The following is an 18,178-nucleotide window of genomic DNA, read 5'->3' on the forward strand; positions in this document are numbered from 1 at the left end:
GCGGCCTATTCCGTGGGATCTATAGGGACAAAAAGCCATCGCTCCCCTTGGCCGCAACCGGTATAATGCGCGACCCGAATTTTTCCAGGTGTTCAAAATGCAGCCGGTACCCAACCTTTTCTCCTATCCCCGCTATTGGGCCGAGTGCTACGGCACGGCGCCCTTCCTGCCCATGTCCCGCAAAGAGATGGACAAGCTGGGTTGGGACAGCTGCGACGTCATTCTGGTGACGGGAGATGCCTATGTGGATCACCCGAGCTTCGGCATGGCGGTCATCGGCCGCATGCTCGAATCCCAGGGCTTTCGGGTCGGCATCATCGCCCAGCCGGACTGGTCATCGAAGGATGACTTTATGCGTCTGGGCAAACCGAACCTCTTCTTCGGGGTCACCGCGGGCAACATGGACTCCATGATCAACCGCTACACCTCTGATAAAAAGCTGCGCCACGATGACGCCTACACCCCGGGGGATGTGGGTGGCAAGCGGCCGGACCGCGCCACCCTGGTCTATACCCAGCGCTGCAAAGAGGCGTTCAAAGAGGTGCCGGTGCTGATCGGCGGCATCGAGGCGTCCCTGCGCCGTATCGCCCACTACGACTACTGGTCCGAGACCATCCGCCGCTCCATCCTGCTCGATGCCAAGGCCGATATCCTCATCTACGGCAACGCCGAGCGGCCGCTGATCGAGGTGGCCCACCGCATCGCAGCGGGGGAGAGCATCGAGACCATGCAGGATATTCGCGGCACCGCAGTCATCCGCAAGGAGCCGCTGCCGGGTTGGAAAGGGGTGGATTCGAGCAAGCTCGACCAGATTGGCCGCATCGATCCCATCATGAATCCCTATATGGAAGGGGCTCCATGCTCGGATGACGCCACCGAAGCGGCCCCGGCCGCCCAAGAGGCCCAGCCGGTGCTGGTGCAGCCGCCCAAGCCCAAGCCGTGGGAAAAAACCTATGTGAAGCTGCCGGCGTTCGAGCGGGTGAAAGAGGACAAGGTGCTCTACGCCCACGCCTCGCGCATTCTGCACCACGAGACCAACCCCGGCTGTGCCCGCGCCCTGTCGCAGGCCCACGGCGATCGCATCGTCTGGGTCAACCCGCCCGCCTTCCCGCTGGAAACCGAGGAGATGGACGGCGTATTCGGCCTGCCCTACCAGCGGGTGCCGCACCCGGCCTATGGCAACGAGAAGATCCCGGCATTCGAGATGATCAAGACCTCGGTCAACATCATGCGCGGCTGCTTTGGCGGCTGCTCCTTCTGCTCCATCACCGAGCACGAAGGGCGCATCATCCAGAGCCGCTCGGAAGAGTCGATCTTGAAAGAAATTGAAGATATCCGCGACAAGGTGCCGGGCTTTACCGGTGTCATCTCGGATCTCGGCGGCCCCACCGCCAACATGTACAAGCTGCGCTGCAAGAGCCCCAAAGCCGAGCAGACCTGCCGTCGAGCCTCCTGTGTCTGGCCCACCATCTGCCCGCACATGGACACCGACCACAGCCCGACCATCAACCTCTATCGCAAGGCGCGCGACCTCAAGGGGATCAAGAAGATCCTCATCGCCTCCGGCGTGCGTTACGACATCGCGGTGGAAGATCCCCGCTATATCAAGGAGCTGGCCAAGTACCACGTCGGCGGCTACCTCAAGATCGCGCCGGAACACACCGAGGAGGGGCCGCTCTCCAAGATGATGAAGCCGGGCATGGGCAGCTACTACCAGTTCAAGGAGCTGTTCGACAAATACTCCAAAGAGGCGGGCAAGCAGCAGTACCTGATCCCCTACTTCATCTCTGCCCACCCGGGCACCACGGATGAAGACATGGTCAATCTGGCGCTCTGGGTCAAAGAGAACCGCTTCAAGCTCGATCAGGTGCAGAACTTCTACCCGTCGCCGCTCGCCAACGCCACCACCATGTATTACACGGAGAAAAACCCGTTAAACAAGGTGAGCCGCGAGGGGGGCGATGTGTTTGTCGCCAAGGGCGAGCGCCGTCGTCGTCTGCACAAGGCGCTGCTGCGCTACCACGACCCCGCAGGCTGGCCGATGATCCGCGAAGCCCTGCTCGCCATGGGCAAGGGCCACCTGATTGGCAACGGCCCCGGTTGTCTGGTGCCAGCGGAAGGCCGGAACGAACGCGCCGCCAGCGGCAAGGGGCTGAAACCGGCCCTGACTCGCCACAGTAACATTGCCCATCAGCGAGGCAATGGCACAGGCAACAAGCCTACGGGCGGCAAACCGGTGGGTTCCCAGTTGCAGAAAGGGGCTGGTAATGGCAAACCGGCCGCGCCGGGTTCTGGACATGGCGAAGGCAAAGGCAAACCTGCTGGCAAACTCGCCCATAAGGGTAAAACCCCGACCCGCGCAGGTTCCGCCAAGCCGGGTGCCAAACCCGCCACTCAAGGCGGCAAGCCTGCGGCCAAAGGCAATGGTGCCAAGCGACCGGCTCGGTGATATTTGCTGATTAGCAAAGCGATAGAAATAAAGAAGGCGACCGGTTGGTCGCCTTCTTTCGTAATTGACCAAGGAAATCTGGGACACCCACCTTTTTGACAGAGGTGTAGCAAGGAAATCTGGGACACCCACCTTTTTGACAGAGGTGTAGTGCTGGTCTTGACTTGAGAGGTCACCGTTGAGGGATGCGTCATGACCATTGCCCGTTCACGTCAAATCAGTTTGCAGGATACGCCTTACTACCACGTGGTCAGTCGCTGTGTGCGGCGAGCCTTTCTGTGTGGTGACGATGCCCATTCAGGCCAGAGTTACGAGCATCGGCGTCAGTGGGTGGTCGACAAGTTGGGGCAACTATCGCGGCTGTTTGCGATCGGCATTTGTGCCTATGCGGTGATGAGCAATCACTATCATCTGGTGCTCAAGGTGGAGCCTGATGCTGCGGCCAACTGGAGTGAGCGAGAAGTGGCTGAGCGCTGGGCGGCGCTTTTCCAGTGGCCGCTGTTGGTCAGGCGCTGGTATCAGGGGGAGATATTGATCGAGCCTGAACTGGCTGTCGTGCAGCAATTGCTGGCCCAATGGCGGGAGCGGCTTCATTCCATCAGTTGGTTTATTCGGCTACTCAATGAAAATCTGGCCCGTCAGGCCAACCAGGAAGATGGTTGCAAGGGCCATTTCTGGGAGGGCCGCTTCAAGAGTCAGGCTTTGCTCACCGAATCAGCCTTGCTGGCCTGTATGGCGTATGTTGACCTCAATCCGATACGAGCCGCGTTGACCGATCGGCCAGAGCAGAGTGACTACACCAGTATCAAACAGCGCCTTGACGAGCCTGCTACTACTGAGGTTTTGCCACCACTTTTACTGCCGTTTGCCAGCCAGGGGAAGCCTGAAGAATTACCCTATACCTTCACCGATTACCTGATGCTGGTTGATTGGACAGGCCGTGCTATTCGGCCCGACAAGCGGGGTCATAGATTCTGGGACACCCACCTTTTTGACAGAGGCGTAGTGCTGGTCTTGACTTGAGAGGTCACCGTTGAGGGATGCGCCATGACCATTGCCCGTTCACGTCAAATCAGTTTGCAGGATACGCCTTACTACCACGTGGTCAGTCGCTGTGTGCGGCGAGCCTTTCTGTGTGGTGATGATGCCCATTCTGGCCAGAGTTACGAGCATCGGCGTCAGTGGGTGGTCGACAAGTTGGGGCAACTGTCGCGGCTGTTTGCAATCGGCATTTGTGCTTATGCGGTGATGAGCAATCACTATCATCTGGTGCTCAAGGTGGAGCCCGATACCGCGGCCAACTGGAGTGAGCGGGAAGTGGTTGAGCGCTGGGCGGCGCTTTTCCAGTTGCCGCTGTTGGTCAGGCGTTGGTATCAAGGGGAGATGTTGATCGAGCCTGAACTGGCTGTTGTGCTGCAATTGTTGGCCCAATGGCGGGAGCGGCTTCACTCCATCAGCTGGTTTATTCGGCTACTCAATGAAAATCTGGCCCGTCAGGCCAATCAGGAAGATGGTTGCAAGGGCCATTTCTGGGAGGGCCGCTTCAAGAGTCAGGCGTTGCTCACCGAATCAGCCTTGTTGGCCTGTATGGCGTATGTTGACCTCAATCCGATACGAGCCGCGTTGACCGATCGGCCAGAGCAGAGTGACTACACCAGTATCAAACAGCGCCTTGACGAGCCTGCTACCCCTGAGGTTTTGCCACCACTGTTGCTGCCGTTTGCCAGCCAGGGGGAGCCTGAAGAGTTGCCCTATGCCTTCACCGACTACCTGATGCTGGTTGATTGGACAGGCCGTGCTATTCGGCCCGACAAGCGGGGTCATATTCCGGCCCAACTTGGACCCATTCTGGAACGATTGGGACTTGATGGTGTTCGCTGGTTGAAACAGGTGGCGCTGTTCAGGCGACAAGGGATTCGAGTTGTGGGAGACAGAGATCAATGCCAGCAGTTTGCCCGCCACTGTGGCCAGCGGCGATGCCATCAACCACTGCTTTGATTGCTTCGCGTCCACCCTGCCGATAGCTCCGGGTATTGCACACAGTTCAGTGAATGGCTGTGCAGGGGCTGCTGCTTTCTAAACCTGAAAATTTCTCTCACTAGCCAACTTTTGCAGGCATCAGTTCGAATGCATAGACCCTTATGGTGCCTGCTGCGGCCCGATAGTGGGTTGTTCCAAAAGGTGGGTGTCCCAATTTGAGCTCAGGAGCTGTTGCTTTCTAAACCTGAAAATCTCTCCCACCAGCCGACTTTTACAGGCTGAATCGGCATCAGTTCGGATGCATATACCCTTATGGTGCCTGCAACTGCCCTATAGTGGCTTGCTCCAAAAGGTGGGTGTCCTAATTGAATCATTGAAGGCTGCTAATTGAAGGCTGCCCTCCGATCCGGCGCTACGACATGACTGACAAGGCCGCAAGCAGGCGGTTTACTCGATACGCACCACATCGGGATGGGTGGCGCTGGCGGCTTCGTGATAGATATCGTCAAGCCAGCGCGGGATCTCATCTTCGGTCAGAAAGTCGGGAATAATCACATCGCGGATGCGCGAGTATTTGCGCTCGGGCAGGCTGACGTTAAATAGCAGCCACTGCTCCCCCTCCCGTTTCACCCCGACCAGTCGGCCAAAGACGCTGAATATCATCATGCCAAACCTCCCTCTCACTCTGTTTGCCGGATCCGATTTATTGATCTGTTGTGCCCGTCGGCCTTGTCGTCCCATGCCATCCGGTGCCTGATCCCGCCCTGACGCCTCGCTCAATACCACGCCAGCAGAGCATCAAACATGCGGGTATGGGTCACCTGCAGATTGTCCGCCTTGAGTGCAATGGCAGCGCTATAGAGCTGGGAGCTGGGTTCATCATGACACTGCACCAGATAGTTTTTATGGCGACAGGCTTCATAGAGGGACAGGCTTTTTCTCGCACAGTGGCCGAGAAACAGCACGCCGCCAAGGCCGATCATCAGGCCGCATATATCCAACAGATTGATATCCATCAGATTGACGGCGGGCAGGGCAAATTGTGCCTCGGCCTGCTGCGCAAATTCATAGAGTGACACGGCAAACATGGCGCCGCAGAGCAGCAGTTTGAGGCGGGCGAGGCGGGTGAGTTTGGTCTGCATCACTTCCGGCGAGACAAAATAGAGGTTCTCCAGATGCCGCCTCTGCTCCTTGATAAGGATCCCGCGCACATTGACATCAACCTCGACCTGGGTCGATTCGCGATAGACCAGCCCCTGTTTTTCCCAATCGTTTGCCAGCATGGCAACCAGCACCGGATAGACAACAATGGCCAGGCCGCAATAAATCGGCAGCGCATGGTATCCGCTGGATATCAGCCCAACTGACAAAATGACGAATATATAGGGCGACAGGGCTCTGACTGCAATTGATGATTTCATCGTTATACATCCATAAATAACGCGTTTTATAAGCGCCGATAGTGCACAGGCAATCATGGTCGCCGCCAATAAATGGCAGCTGCCAAATATGGTTGTGGCTATGGCTTTAGACAGCAGCAATAAAGCCCGGCGAATAGTTTGAAATAGACAACCCCATGCTTTGCAATAGGGTTAAGAGGGCAATAGTAAGCCAAACGAAGCTGCTGTGACAGTGACCCAGATGGCATAAATCTGTGGGCCGCCTTCGAAATGAAATCACAATCTGTCGCTACTCTGGTTCCCGCCATACCAAAAGCCCCGAGAGCAGAGCGCTTTCGGGGAAACCTCTTTTACGGGATATCTGCCCTTTGGATTGCAGAGACAAGCCGTTACCAGCCAGTGCGCTAACGGCAGGCTGGATCTGCGGGGAAAATCCTGCGATGGTGCGGGCAGTTATCCGCTTGTCCCGTTATCGAGTAAAAAGGAGTTGAGATGCGCATTGCCATGATTGGTCTGGGGGATATTGCCCAGAAAGCCTATCTGCCGCTGCTGGCGAGCGACGAGCGGGTCACCCCGCTGCTCTGCACCCGCAGTCCATCGGTGCTGGAGAAGCTCGCCCGCCAGTATCGGGTCGCCGAGTGCTTTACCGATGTGGCGGCCATGCTGGCCAGCCGCCCCGACGCCGTGATGATCCATGCCGCCACTGCGGTGCATAGCCAGATTGCCGAGCAGTGCCTGCGTGCCGGTATCCCCACCTTTGTCGACAAGCCGCTGTGTGACAATCTGGCCGAGGCCGAGGCGCTGGCCAATCTCGCCGTGGCGCAGAATTGCGCCCTCTTTACCGGCTTTAACCGCCGTTATCTGCCCGCCATGGATGCCGCCCGTGCCCAGCCGCTCACCGAGCTCAACTGGCAGAAACACCGCTTCACCCTGCCGGGCAAGGCGCGGGATTTTCTGTTCGACGACTTTATCCATGTGCTAGACAGCCTCTGCTTCTATGGCGGCTTGCCGCAGGGGGACTTCCATGCGGTATTGCGACCGGATACGAAAGACAACAGCCTGCTGGCCGGGGTGAGCGTCAGCTGGCAGAGCGGCAATCGCGCCATCAGCGGCAGCATGAACCGCAGCGCCGGGATCACCGAGGAGCGCATCGATGCCTATGGCGACAACCTCTCCCTGCACCTTGAGAACTGCACCCGCGGCATCATCGCCCGCGACAAAACAGCGCAGGCGCTTGCCCCCAACGACTGGCAGCCGGTGCTGGCCCAGCGCGGCTTTGCCGCCATGCTGGAGCACTGGTATCAGCAGATTGAAATCGGCAAAGCTGATAGCGAGCTGATTACCTCCTACCTGCACGGTCACCGGCTGGCGGAGCAGCTGGTGGCGCTGGCTTACAAGCGGGGATAAGGCTGGCTGGAAGCCTGAGATATATGAATGGGAGGTGCGCGAAGGTAGCGCACCAAACACAACGGGGGCCGCAGTTGCGGCCCCCGTTGTTATGGGATGAGATGCATGGGATCAGATGCACTTCACCGGTTTGGGCAGGCCACCAATCTTGGTCGCCTGTTTGGCGGGCCCTTCCGGGAACAGCTTGTAGAGGTAGCGGCTGTTGCCCTTCTCGGGGCCGTACTGCTTCTCCATCGCCTTGACCAGCGCGCGGATGGCGGGGGAGGTGTTGAACTCCAGATAGAAAGCGCGCACAAAGCGCACCACTTCCCAGTGCGACTCCTCCAGCTCGATCCCCTCCTGCGCAGCCAGCACCAGCGCCAGCTCCTCGCTCCAGTCGCTGCTGTTGAGCAGGTAGCCCTTGGCATCGGTCTTTATGAGTTGGCCGTTGAATTCCAGCTGATGTTGTTCGGACGCAGACATGGGGCTCCTCGCTAATGGGGCTATCAGGATTGGGCGGGCATGGTAGCGCCTTGATCCCCGGTGAGCAACCGGCTCTCGTTGGCCAGATGCAGCAACTGATCCGCCAGCTCGCTGATGAGGTTGAGCTGCTGGGTCAGCATCAGCTGCTCCTCGCTGCACTCATTATCGCCATCCGTGGTGAGCAGCAGGTTCTTGCTGCCGATGGAGCTGGAGGGGGTGCCCGCCAGATGACCGGCCGCCTGCTCCAGGGTGTGGCAGATATGGTGGCGCATCTCATCCAGCCCGTTGACGGCCTCCAGCTTGTCGCGATGGGCCCCCAGCGCCGAGATGTAGGAGAGCAGGGCGTGGTTGCGCCAGGTGAGGGTAAAGCAGAGATCGAGGAAGCGGCGGCGCTTTTGCGGCTCCACCAGCATGCTCTGCCAGGCGGTGGCCAGCTCGCTGTCAGCCAGATGGGCGCTCTTGCGCGCTACCCGATAGTCGATGGACTCGTCCCGCTGTTGGGTGAGGCTCGCCAGCACCGCCGAGAGGTAGCGGGCGTTGGCCGAGAGCGAGTTGGCGATCAGGGTCGGCAGCCGCTTGTACTGCCAGTCCGGCCAGAGCCAGGCTACCAGCCCGTAGGAGATCAGGCAGCCGAGCAGGGTATCGAGCAGCCGCGGCCCCAGAATGGCAAAGCCGATGCCATCGAGCAGGTTGAACGCCATCAGCACGTAGAGGGTGATAAAGCAGACTGCGGCGCTGTAGTTGTTGCGCACCTGGGTGAAGAAGAGGAAGGCGGCCAGCCCCATCACCACCAGCTGGATGTGCAGCTCGGGGAACAGCCAGAGCACCGGAATGCCCACCAGAATACCGGCGAAGGTGCCTAGCATCCGCTGCACCAGTCGACGACGGGTGGCGCTGTAGCTGGGCTGGCAGACAAACAGCACGGTGAGCAAAATCCAGTAGCCCTTATCCATATCAAAGGCTTGCAATATGCCGTAGCCAATCACCAGCCCAAGGGAGAGGCGCAGCGCATGGCGAAACACCATGGAGTGCAAGGTGAGGTGCTGTTTCAGCTGGGTCAGCAGTGGCAGGCGGGGCGGCTTGGCCAGCGCGGGCAGCTCTTGCTGCGGCTGCTCGGGGTTTTGCAGCACTTCGGCGCTGCCCAGCAGCTGGTTGATGCTGGCCAGATTGCGGCGCAGGAACTTCATCGGCGTCAGCAGGGTTTTCGGGTAGTGCTGCTTGAGATTGGTAAACTCCAGCTGATCGCCAAGGGCCTGAAGTGTCCAGTGAATGCGCTTGTTATGGCTGTAGGGCTTGTGCACCAGAATGGCGTAGCCCAAGCTCTGGCACGCCTCGGAGAGTTGCAGGAACAGCTCCTGAAATCCTTCCAGTACGATGCCCTGTTTGAGCTCCGCTTCCAGTCGGCTGTAGGGGTAGTGGCTGGAGGTGGCGCGCTCGTGAATTTCCAGCGCCAGCAGATAGAGGCGCAGCAGGCTGGCAAGTTCGGGGCTGGCCGGATGGCGGTGGCTCAGACGGGCATTGAGGGCCGACTTGGTGAGGGTCAGCGCACTCACCAGATTGATGTTGAGCTGGGCCAGATTGTGGCGAATGGCCTGGGCGCCGTGCTCGTCCGCCGGGAAGAAACGGGATTTTTCCAGCAGGTAGCGGCCAAGGGCGAAGTAGCTCTGGGCCAGTTGCTCGTGCAGGGTTTTGTAGGGCAGCAGCCAGAGCCAGATAAACGAGACCAGTCCGTACCAGAGGGCGCCAGCGCCGAGCGCCAGCGGTTGATAGAAGAGATCCGGCGCCTTGGCGGCACCCAGCATGGTGTAGATGGCGATCAGCAGCGAGCCGAAGCTGATGGTGGCATAGCGGGCGCCGAGCGCCCCCACCATCACGAAGATAAAGGTGGAGCTGGCCAGCCCGATGGCAAACAGCCAGGGGGTGGGGTAGAGATACTGTACGCACAGCGACGCGAACATGAAGCAAATCAGCGTCATGGCGAGGTTTTTGAGGCGTCCCCACAGACTGTCGTCGGTTTCGGCGATGGCGCCCGCCACTACCCCGAGGGAGAGCAGCACGGTGAGCTGGATATTGCCGGTGGCCAGGGTGAAGGCGAGCAGACCGAGAATGGCCAGCAGCACCTTGAGGGCGAAATAGATGTGACTATCGGTCAGCAGTCGGCGTAACAAACCGGAGAAGTCCATGGGCATGCTAGGCACCACCCTTGAGCGAAGCAAAATCGATGTGACTATCAGTCAGCAGTCGGCGCAGCAGGCCAGAGAGATCCATCGGCATGAGACAGGTGAAACCCTTGATCGAAACGAGAGCGAGATAGTAACCCGCCAAGCGCGAAGTGGCCCTGATCCAAATCAGGGCCACTTCGCTTCATATCCTTGATTTACAACTTATCCTGACAGAAAGAGGAGCCAATAAAAACCCCGCCGAAGCGGGGTTTCTGATTAGTTGCGGTTGCCGCCAAGCAGGCTCAGCAAGCTCAGGAAGATGTTGTAGATGGAAACATACAGGGTGACGGTCGCAGAGATGTAGTTGGTCTCGCCGCCGCGCACGATCTGCTGGGTCGTCAGCAGGATGGCGCCGGAAGAGAACAGCATGAACATGGCGGACAGGGCCAGGCTCAGGGCGCTCATCTGCAGGAAGATGTTGGCCACCATGGCCACCAGCAATACCCAGAAACCGACGAACAGCATGCCGCCGATGAAGGAGAGGTCACGCTTGGTGGTCAGGGCATAGGCCGACAGACCGAAGAAGGTGAGCGCGGTGCCGCCAAGGGCGGTCATCACGATCTCGCCACCACCATTGTTCATGTACATGTTGATGATGGGGCCCAGGCTATAGCCCAGCAGACCGGTCAGGGCGAAGGTGAATACCAGCCCCATGCCGTTGTTGCGATTCTTCTCGGTCAGGAACATCAGACCGTAGACGCCGATCAGGAACACGGCCCAGTGCAGCGGCGGCATGTTCATCACGGTAGCGATGCCCGCCACCACGGCAGAGAAGCCCAGAGTGAGGGAGAGCAGCATATAGGTGTTACGCAGCACCTTGTTGGTATCGCGTACGGCACTTTGGGTGCCAGTGTAGATAGAACGGGTATCCATCTTGGGTGTCCTCTTGATGTCCGGGTGAGACGGCGAGCGGCCGCCTCGTGATCGCTGTTTGTTACTGCATGTAATAGGCATTGTATGTAGAACAAATAGGGATGACGAGGAACAATTTCAAGCCACCTGCCATTTTGCTCCCGCATACTATCCCACAGGAAATATGTATTGCATATGAACAAGGGCTTAGCGTAGTATGCACGCCGTTCGGAGGGGTGGCAGAGCGGCTGAATGCACCGGTCTTGAAAACCGGCGATGGGCGACCATCCGTGGGTTCAAATCCCACCTCCTCCGCCATATTAAGAGAAAGCCCAAGCGATTCAATCGCTTGGGTTTTTTCGTATCTGCGGTTTTGGTGGTAAAGGCATGGCCCAACGCTGGAAGGCGTCAGGCCATGGGGCCTAGTGTGGTTGATGATGCAATAGGCCTGCTGCCACCATCGCGGTGGTGGCCACCGCACTGCAGCGTGCAGAGTCCGTACAGCCTGTGGACTCCTGAGCTGTCTGTCCGTCACGTTGGTAGATGGAGACCCCCTCCTTTATCGTCTCTTCGATCCGGATATCGGCCAAAGTTTCGGGTTTGACCTTGAGCGGGTTTGCCGAGAGCACCACCAGGTCTGCCAGCTTGCCGACCTCCAGAGAACCTTTGTCGTGTTCCTCCTTGTATTGGGTTGCCGCCCACAGTGTCTGTGCCTTCAGTCCATCCAGAGCGGAGACCCGTTGATCCGGCCCGATAAGGCGCCCGGTACGACTGATCCGGTTGACGGTCGCATAATAGACCCGCATGGCGTCAGGCAGCGCCACCGGAGAGTCGTGGTGGGAGGTGAAGATCATCCCCAGTTCACGAGCCCATCCGGTGGGAGAGATGTGTTGTGCCCGCTCTTTGCCAAGCACAGAGTCACTGTGCCAATCCCCCCAGTAGAAGGTATGCATCGGAAAGAAGGAGGGGAAGATACCGAGTCGCTGGAATGAGGCGACCTGATCCTTGCGGGCGGTCTGGGCATGGATGGCGACGAAGCCACGATCCGGCTTGCCATGTTGCTTCTCGCTGGCCTCAATCCCCTTGATCAGCTGATCGATGGCTGCATCACCGTTGACGTGGGTGAGCAGTTGCCAACCATTGCGCTGCGCCAGTTCGATATAGCTGGCGGCCTGTTCGTCGCTCATGCTGGGATAGCCCTTGTAATCGGCCTTTTGCCCGGCTGGTGGAACAAAATAGGGCTGGGTCAGCCAGGCAGTCTTGCCCTGAGGGGATCCATCGAGGTTGAGCTTGGCTCCCGCGACGCGGAACCCGTTCATATAGCTGCTGGAGTAGTAGGGCGGGGCGATGACATCCCGCGCAATCTGGATATCGGGATAGGCCGCGACATCGAGGGGCAGCTTGGCTTTCTGGGCCAGCTGGTACATGGTCTTGACCGCGGAGGTAGAGGCGCGTCCCTCCTGAGCCGTGGTGTAACCGAAGCTGGCATAGAGTGTCATGCCTGCCTTGAAAATTGCCTCGTTTTCTCTGTCATTCAAGTTGGCGAACATCGACATCAAGGTGCCAAAGAAGGCCGTCTCCTCCAGTACCCCATTGGGCGTTTTGCCGTCCGCTTCACGGCGGATCTTGCCCCCTTCCGGATCCTTGCTGTCAGGCCCGAATCCGGCCAGCGCCAGCGCCTTGCTATTGAGGGTTGCGAGGTGACCCGACTGGTGAATGATGAGCACAGGGAGATCTTGTGATACGGCATCCAGCTCCTGACGAGTAGGATGGCGTCCCTCCTTGAGCTGTGAGTCGTCATAACCGAAACCCAGTATGATCCCGTGCGCCTTGTTTTGCGGCTTGGCGACCCAATTTCGCAGCGATTGTTGCAGGGCCGCAATGCTGTTTACCGCCCCATCCGGTGGTGCCAGCAGATTGGCGGAGAGCGCCTGGATCCCGGTATTGAACACATGACCATGGGCATCGATAAAGCCCGGGATCAGGGTCTTGCCCTGCAGGTTGACCACTCGGGTTCCTTCATCACGCAGCGTGAGAATGTCGGCTTCGCTGCCCAGCGCCAGGATCCGGCCATCTTTGATGGCCAGCGCCTGCGCCGTCGGAGCCGCATCATTGACGGTAACGATATCGCCACCGAGATAAATGGTCTGGGCGGTGGGTTTTGCCGGGCTTGCGGCATTGGCCGAACTGGCCGCCAGCAAGGCGAGGGCGATAGGGGTGATTTTCATGTGACATGCTCCATGCTGAAAGGTCACTGGGGGGAAGGATCACGGCATTTGCCCAATCAGGCAGGTTGTGAAGGAAATGTGCAGATTATACAAGGATATACCCCACTCAAATGTGACGCAGCAGTAAATTTACCGGCCCCGTCACAAAAGCACAGGCCACTCCCTGGCCCCGTACCGGCTCCCCTTGTCATCACTATTACAGTTGCCACTCCCGATAGCTGGTCAGACGGTAGCCGCGTTCGGCGATAAGGGCGGGCAGGGACGGGTCGGTCAGGATCGCCAGTTCGTTGAGGCGGGGCTGGCAGTAGGAGCTGCCCTGCATCTCGAGATCGATAAAGGAGGGGTGGCACATGATCTCAAGCGAATGGGCCCCCTGTTCACTGGCCTCATCGAGCAGTTGCAGCAGGCTGTTTTGGGTCAGTTGCGCGCCATATGCGCTATAGAAGCGGTCGTCGAACCGATCGCAGCTCTGCGGGTGGGTGACGGTCAGGCAGTGGCGGGCTATTTCGCCCCGGTCGATGCGAAGGGGCAGGCCATGCGCCTTGGCGAAAGCCTCCACCAGCGGGTAGAGTGTCGGCAACATATGAACATGGTGGTGGCTGTCGATATGGGTCGGCTGCTGGCCGAAGATCGCGACAAAGCGCTGATACTGACTCGCCAGCTCGCCGGATATCTCGGCCAGATCCAGCTCTCCCACCTCGCTCTTGTGCCAGATCCCCTTGTTGAGCTCGCCCAGCTCGTTCACCAGAGAGGTGAGCGGGGTAAGCGGTTTTCCCCAGCTGAGCATAAAGTGCAGCCCGACTGGCAGTTTGGGGAAGCGTTCGGCCAGCCAGGCGGCGTGTTCAATGGCGGGGGAGGTGACAATCGCAGTGGTGGAGCTGACGACCCCGTGTTCGAACGCCTCTACGATGCCGTAGTTCTGGGCGCGGCAGAGGCCGAAGTCGTCGGCGTTGATGATCAATCTCTTGCTCATGAGGATTCCCTTGCGGTTAAGCGCCCCGCCGGTTCGGGCGGGGCGTGCTGGCCTCAGGCGAGGGCGTCGATGGCGGCGGCGAAGTTGGGCAGGTGTTCGCGGTGGGCCAGCAGCAGCTCGCGGGCGACGATGCGGGCATCGTTGTCGGAGTGGATCAGCGGGTTGAGGTTCATCGCCAACAGCAGGTCGTCGAAGTCGCCGCTGATGGCGGCCTTGGCGGCGGCGATCTCGAAGCTCTTGATGAGGTGTACCAGCCCGTTCACCTTGTCGTCAAAGCGGGTGAGGCGCGGATGGGGAATGGCGCCATCACGCCCGATCAGGCAGCTCATCTCCACCGTCCAGTCGGCCGGAATATTGGTGACATGGCCCTGATGGGGCACGATGACGTAGTGCTCGCTCTGCTTGTCGTTGTAGATGGCGCTGATCACCTCGCAGGCCGCATCGGAGTAGTAGGCGCCGCCACGCAGCTCCAGCTCCTTGGGCTTTTCGCACAGCGCGGGGTTCTGGTAGAGCTCGAACAGCTTCTTCTCGACCTGCTGCACGACTTGAGCCCGGGCGCCGCCCTTGTAGAACTCGCCCATCTCGATCCCCAGCATCTCTTTCTCCTTGAAGTAGTAACGCAGGTAGGAGCAGGGGAGCAGGCGCAGACCGCGGATAAAACCGGGGTCGAACGGCAGATCGAAGATGTTTTTGACCGAGCTGGCGCGGGTGAGGCTGCCATCGGCGACCCCTTCCAGTAGCTCGTCAAAGCGGGATTCGCCGTTGACCAATACATCGCCGATAAAGACCAGATGGTTGAGGCCGAACAAGTCCATCGAGAGGTGATCCCGCTCGGTGAGCTGGAGGGCATCGCGCACAAACATCTGCATGCCGACCGGAATGTTGCACACCCCGATAAAGCGGCGGAAGTTGGTATGACGGCGCACTGCTTCGGTCACCATGCCGGCCGGATTGGTGAAGTTAATCAGCCAGGCATCCGGGCAAAGCTCCTCCACGTCGCGGATGATGTCGAAGATGACCGGAATGGTGCGCAGCCCCTTGAACAGGCCGCCTGCGCCGTTGGTCTCCTGCCCCAACATGCCGTGGCTCAAGGGGATACGCTCATCCTTCTCCCGCGCCTGCAGCTGGCCGACCCGCAGCTGGGTGGTGACGAAGTGGGCGCCCACCAGTGCCTCGCGGCGATCCAGCGTCTTGTGCAGTGTCATGGGGATGCCCGCCTGCCGGATCATCCGCTGGCAGAGGTCGAAGATGATGTTCAGTTTCTCTTCGCCTGCGGGGATATCCACCAGCCACAGCTCGCTGATGGGCAGCTCGGCATAGCGCTTGATGAAACCATCGACCAGCTCGGGGGTGTAGCTGCTGCCGCCGCCAATGGTGACTACCTTGATCTTCTCGCTCATAAATCCCTCTTTCATCGATCTCTATCGGTTTGATGGTGGCCGCTCTATCGTCAGGGTGAGAGGGGCCGCAGCCACCTGTGGCAGGGGCTGGTCATGTTCGGTGCTTTGTATTGCAATCGGTTCTATTTACATGGAGTTAAGGGCCGGCATCAGGCCGGGCTTTCAAATTTCGGGTAGAGATATTTGCGGTAACTGCCCGGGGTAAACGAGGTGAGCTTCTTGAAGTTTTTGATAAAGAGGCTGACGTCGTTGTAGCCGGTCTCGAAGGCGATATCGGCCACCGAGTTGTTGGTCACCTCCAGCTGCATCTTGGCGTAGTTGATCCGGATCTCGTTGATGATCTGCATCGGCGTCTTGTTGTAGTAGCGCCGGGTGGCCCGGGTCAGATACTCCTGGCTCTTGCCACAGAGGGAGACCATGTTGGCCAGCGCATCCTCGGCAAAGAGGGGGCGATCGTGCATCCGCTCCACGGTTTCGTGCAGCCAGAGCGGAAGATCATCGCTGGCGGAATTGTCTTTGTAGTGACGCAGCCGGTTCATCACCGCGTAGGTCACCACTTCGAGAAATTCGGTCAGCGCCTCTTCCCGAAAGCCCGGCGAGACCAGCACCGACTCGATGTAGCTGAGGAACTCGCTCTTGAGCGCATAGGCCTGAGAGGCGACGAAGTGCTCCGGCAGCAGGTATTTGAAGTGCTCGTCGAAATAGGTGCGGGTGATCCCGACGTTGAAGATGCGGGTGGTGCCGAACTCGTAGAAGCTTTGATGGCGGGAGCCGAGCGGAATAAACACCACGTCCCCCCGCTCCAGCAGCACCCGCTTGCCGTTGACCTCCTGATAGTAACGACCGGTCAGTACCAGGGTGAACTCGTAATAGTCGTGCTGGTGCAAACCGGTTCCGCTCACCTGCTTGTTGTAGATGAACATCTGGAACGGTTTGTTGTTAAACAGTTCGGTTTCCCGGATTGTTTTGACGCTCATGAGTTATTTCCTGATCTGCGGGCCGATGACGGGGCTTAGCGCCCCGTCCGGAGGTCATTTATTCTGCAGCTTTTCGTGCAGCTCGATCAGCTCGCTGATTAGCTCACGGGCCAGCATGGAGGTCATCAGGTGATCCTGGGCATGGACCAGCACCAGGGTGACCGGGATCTTGCCTTCGCCCTGATCATCCTCGATCAGCTGGGTCTGCACCAGATGGGCGGCATTGAGTGCCTCGCGGGATTGGGCCATCAGCTGATGAGCTGCGGCCAGATCCCCCTCCTTGGCTTTTTTCAGCGCGGTGTAGGCGAGACTGCGGGCCTGCCCGGAGTTGATGATGAGCCCCATCACCACCTCTTCCAGATCGTTGCAGGTGGCGGCCTCTTCAGTGATGTTGTCCAGATCGAACATGTGTCGTTCCTTACGTGAATGCGTCAATTGAAACCGTTAATTAAAACCATGGTTGCGCGCTACCTCGGCAAACCAGTAGCCGCTCTTCTTGATGGTGCGCTGCTGGCTCTCCAGATCGAGGCGGATCAGGCCGTAACGGTTCTTGTAGGCGTTGAGCCACGACCAGTTGTCGATAAAGGTCCACAGGTGGTAGCCGCGGCAGGCGCTGCCCTCTTCCAGGGCGAGATGCAGCCACTCGAGGTGTTCGCGAATGAACTGGATGCGGTAGTCATCCTCCACCCGACCCTCGGGGCCGATAAAGCGATCTTCCCCTTCTACCCCCATGCCGTTCTCCGAGATGTAGCAGGGCAGGTTGCCATAGTTGACTCGCAACTCGGTGAGGATGTCGTAGATCCCTTTTTCGTAAATCTCCCAGCCGCGGTGGGGGTTCATCTTGCGACCCGGCATCTTGTAGTAGTCGAACAGGTCGTCAGGGGTGCGGGGCACCCCCTGACAGGGTTCCTCTTTGGCCTTGATCCGGCGTGGCTGGTAGTAGTTGATGCCGAGGATATCCACCTTACCGGCGGCGAGCAGTGCCTTGTCACCCTCTTCGATCTGCGGCAGCAAGTCATACTGCGCCAGCAGGGCGACCAGCTCGGGGTCATAGCTCCCCTTCATGGCCGGATCGAGGAAGCTCTTGTTGAGCAGCAGATCCGCGATGCGGGAGGCGGCGAGATCTGCCGGATCCTGCGAACGGGGATAGGTCGGGCTCAGGTTGAGGATGATGCCGATCTCGCCATCATGCTGACAGGCGCGATAGGCCTGTACGGCACCGGCATGGGCCAGCGCGGTGTGGTAGGCAACGGTGGCCGCCCGGCCAAAATCGACCACGCAGGGGTAGTGATAGTGGCCAAGATAGCCACACTCGACCGGCACGATCGGTTCGTTGAAGGTGAACCAGTGTTTGACTCGGCCGCCAAACAGGTCGAAGCAGCGGGTGGCATAGCGCACATAGGCGGCCACCACTTCCCGACTCTCCCAGCCGCCACGCTCTTGCATGCACATCGGCATGTCGAAGTGGTAGAGGTTGATCAGCGGGGTGATCCCCTCGGCCAGCAGCCGATCGAAGACGGCGTGGTAGAAGCTGACCGCCTCCTGATTAACTTCGCCCACGCCGTCCGGGATCAGCCGTGACCAGGAGATGGAGGTGCGAAAGCTGTTGTGTCCAACCTGTTTGAGCAGCTTGATGTCACTCTCGAAGTTGTCATAGAAGGTAGAGGCATCGGTCGGACCGACCCCGTTGTGGAAACGCTCGGGCTCGATAGAGAACCAGTAGTCAAAGATATTGGCGGATTTGCCGCCGCGGTTGGCGGCGCCTTCCATCTGCGGGGCCGAGCTGGCGCTGCCCCACCAGAAGTTATCCGGAAAACGATACTGCATG

General features: G+C 59.1%; 15 protein-coding genes and 1 tRNA gene. 5 read left to right on the forward strand and 11 right to left on the reverse strand.

The genetic code is table 11. The features are described 5' to 3' along the window. Positions 1 to 97: 97 nt before the first annotated feature. From I6G90_RS00410 to I6G90_RS00420, 3 genes are all read left to right on the forward strand, one after another. The gene (locus tag I6G90_RS00410) at positions 98 to 2,449 is read left to right on the forward strand and encodes a YgiQ family radical SAM protein (protein ID WP_197929185.1); all 2,352 of its coding nucleotides are present in this window, start codon (positions 98 to 100) and stop codon (positions 2,447 to 2,449) included. 192 nt (positions 2,450 to 2,641) lie between these two features. Beyond that, a complete protein-coding gene (locus tag I6G90_RS00415) occupies positions 2,642 to 3,472 on the forward strand; it encodes a transposase (protein ID WP_232254387.1) in 831 nt (276 codons plus the stop codon). A gap of 24 nt (positions 3,473 to 3,496) precedes the next feature. Beyond that, positions 3,497 to 4,447: a transposase gene (locus tag I6G90_RS00420; protein WP_197929187.1), complete on the forward strand. Its 951-nt coding sequence runs from the start codon at positions 3,497 to 3,499 to the stop codon at positions 4,445 to 4,447. Between the two features lie 429 nt (positions 4,448 to 4,876). On the opposite strand, the gene I6G90_RS00425 is transcribed toward I6G90_RS00420, so the two are convergent. Both I6G90_RS00425 and I6G90_RS00430 read right to left on the reverse strand, forming a co-directional pair. Next, the gene (locus I6G90_RS00425) at positions 4,877 to 5,095 is read right to left on the reverse strand and encodes a DUF7661 family protein (RefSeq protein WP_111805468.1); all 219 of its coding nucleotides are present in this window, start codon (positions 5,093 to 5,095) and stop codon (positions 4,877 to 4,879) included. A 110-nt stretch (positions 5,096 to 5,205) separates the two neighbouring features. Continuing rightward, positions 5,206 to 5,850 carry a hypothetical protein gene (locus I6G90_RS00430; protein WP_197929189.1) on the reverse strand — a complete coding sequence of 215 codons (645 nt, stop codon included), beginning with the start codon at positions 5,848 to 5,850 and terminating at the stop codon, positions 5,206 to 5,208. A 471-nt stretch (positions 5,851 to 6,321) separates the two neighbouring features. Between I6G90_RS00430 and I6G90_RS00435 the strand changes: the two genes are divergently transcribed. After that, positions 6,322 to 7,236, forward strand: coding sequence for a Gfo/Idh/MocA family protein (locus tag I6G90_RS00435; protein ID WP_197929191.1), 915 nt, complete (start codon positions 6,322 to 6,324; stop codon positions 7,234 to 7,236). 111 nt (positions 7,237 to 7,347) lie between these two features. On the opposite strand, the gene I6G90_RS00440 is transcribed toward I6G90_RS00435, so the two are convergent. From I6G90_RS00440 to I6G90_RS00450, 3 genes are all read right to left on the reverse strand, one after another. Further along, positions 7,348 to 7,698, reverse strand: coding sequence for a TusE/DsrC/DsvC family sulfur relay protein (locus tag I6G90_RS00440; RefSeq protein WP_197929193.1), 351 nt, complete (start codon positions 7,696 to 7,698; stop codon positions 7,348 to 7,350). 23 nt (positions 7,699 to 7,721) lie between these two features. After that, on the reverse strand, positions 7,722 to 9,887 hold the full coding sequence (gene yccS, locus I6G90_RS00445) for a YccS family putative transporter (protein ID WP_197929195.1): 2,166 nt from the start codon (positions 9,885 to 9,887) through the stop codon (positions 7,722 to 7,724). Between the two features lie 249 nt (positions 9,888 to 10,136). Beyond that, a complete protein-coding gene (locus I6G90_RS00450) occupies positions 10,137 to 10,793 on the reverse strand; it encodes a Bax inhibitor-1/YccA family protein (protein ID WP_042061979.1) in 657 nt (218 codons plus the stop codon). A gap of 209 nt (positions 10,794 to 11,002) precedes the next feature. Here I6G90_RS00450 and I6G90_RS00455 point away from each other — a divergent pair. After that, positions 11,003 to 11,090: transfer RNA gene (locus I6G90_RS00455), tRNA-Ser, on the forward strand. Between the two features lie 104 nt (positions 11,091 to 11,194). Here I6G90_RS00455 and I6G90_RS00460 read toward each other — a convergent pair. From I6G90_RS00460 to I6G90_RS00485, 6 genes are all read right to left on the reverse strand, one after another. Beyond that, positions 11,195 to 13,000, reverse strand: a complete 1,806-nt coding sequence (locus I6G90_RS00460; protein ID WP_197929197.1) for an amidohydrolase — start codon at positions 12,998 to 13,000, stop codon at positions 11,195 to 11,197. Positions 13,001 to 13,196: 196 nt separating this feature from the next. Next, positions 13,197 to 13,973 (reverse strand): chitin disaccharide deacetylase, encoded by a 777-nt coding sequence (gene chbG, locus I6G90_RS00465; RefSeq protein WP_197929199.1) that lies wholly within the window; start codon positions 13,971 to 13,973, stop codon positions 13,197 to 13,199. Between the two features lie 53 nt (positions 13,974 to 14,026). Beyond that, the gene (locus I6G90_RS00470) at positions 14,027 to 15,373 is read right to left on the reverse strand and encodes a 6-phospho-beta-glucosidase (RefSeq protein ID WP_197929201.1); all 1,347 of its coding nucleotides are present in this window, start codon (positions 15,371 to 15,373) and stop codon (positions 14,027 to 14,029) included. A gap of 149 nt (positions 15,374 to 15,522) precedes the next feature. Further along, on the reverse strand, positions 15,523 to 16,350 hold the full coding sequence (chbR, locus tag I6G90_RS00475) for a transcriptional regulator ChbR (protein WP_139728316.1): 828 nt from the start codon (positions 16,348 to 16,350) through the stop codon (positions 15,523 to 15,525). Positions 16,351 to 16,404: 54 nt separating this feature from the next. Next, positions 16,405 to 16,758, reverse strand: coding sequence for a PTS N,N'-diacetylchitobiose transporter subunit IIA (gene chbA, locus I6G90_RS00480; protein ID WP_042009863.1), 354 nt, complete (start codon positions 16,756 to 16,758; stop codon positions 16,405 to 16,407). A 36-nt stretch (positions 16,759 to 16,794) separates the two neighbouring features. After that, positions 16,795 to 18,177, reverse strand: coding sequence for a glycoside hydrolase family 1 protein (locus I6G90_RS00485; RefSeq protein ID WP_197929203.1), 1,383 nt, complete (start codon positions 18,175 to 18,177; stop codon positions 16,795 to 16,797). Position 18,178 lies beyond the last annotated feature (1 nt).

The organism is Aeromonas allosaccharophila (assembly GCF_016026615.1).
GTDB lineage: Bacteria > Pseudomonadota > Gammaproteobacteria > Enterobacterales > Aeromonadaceae > Aeromonas > Aeromonas allosaccharophila.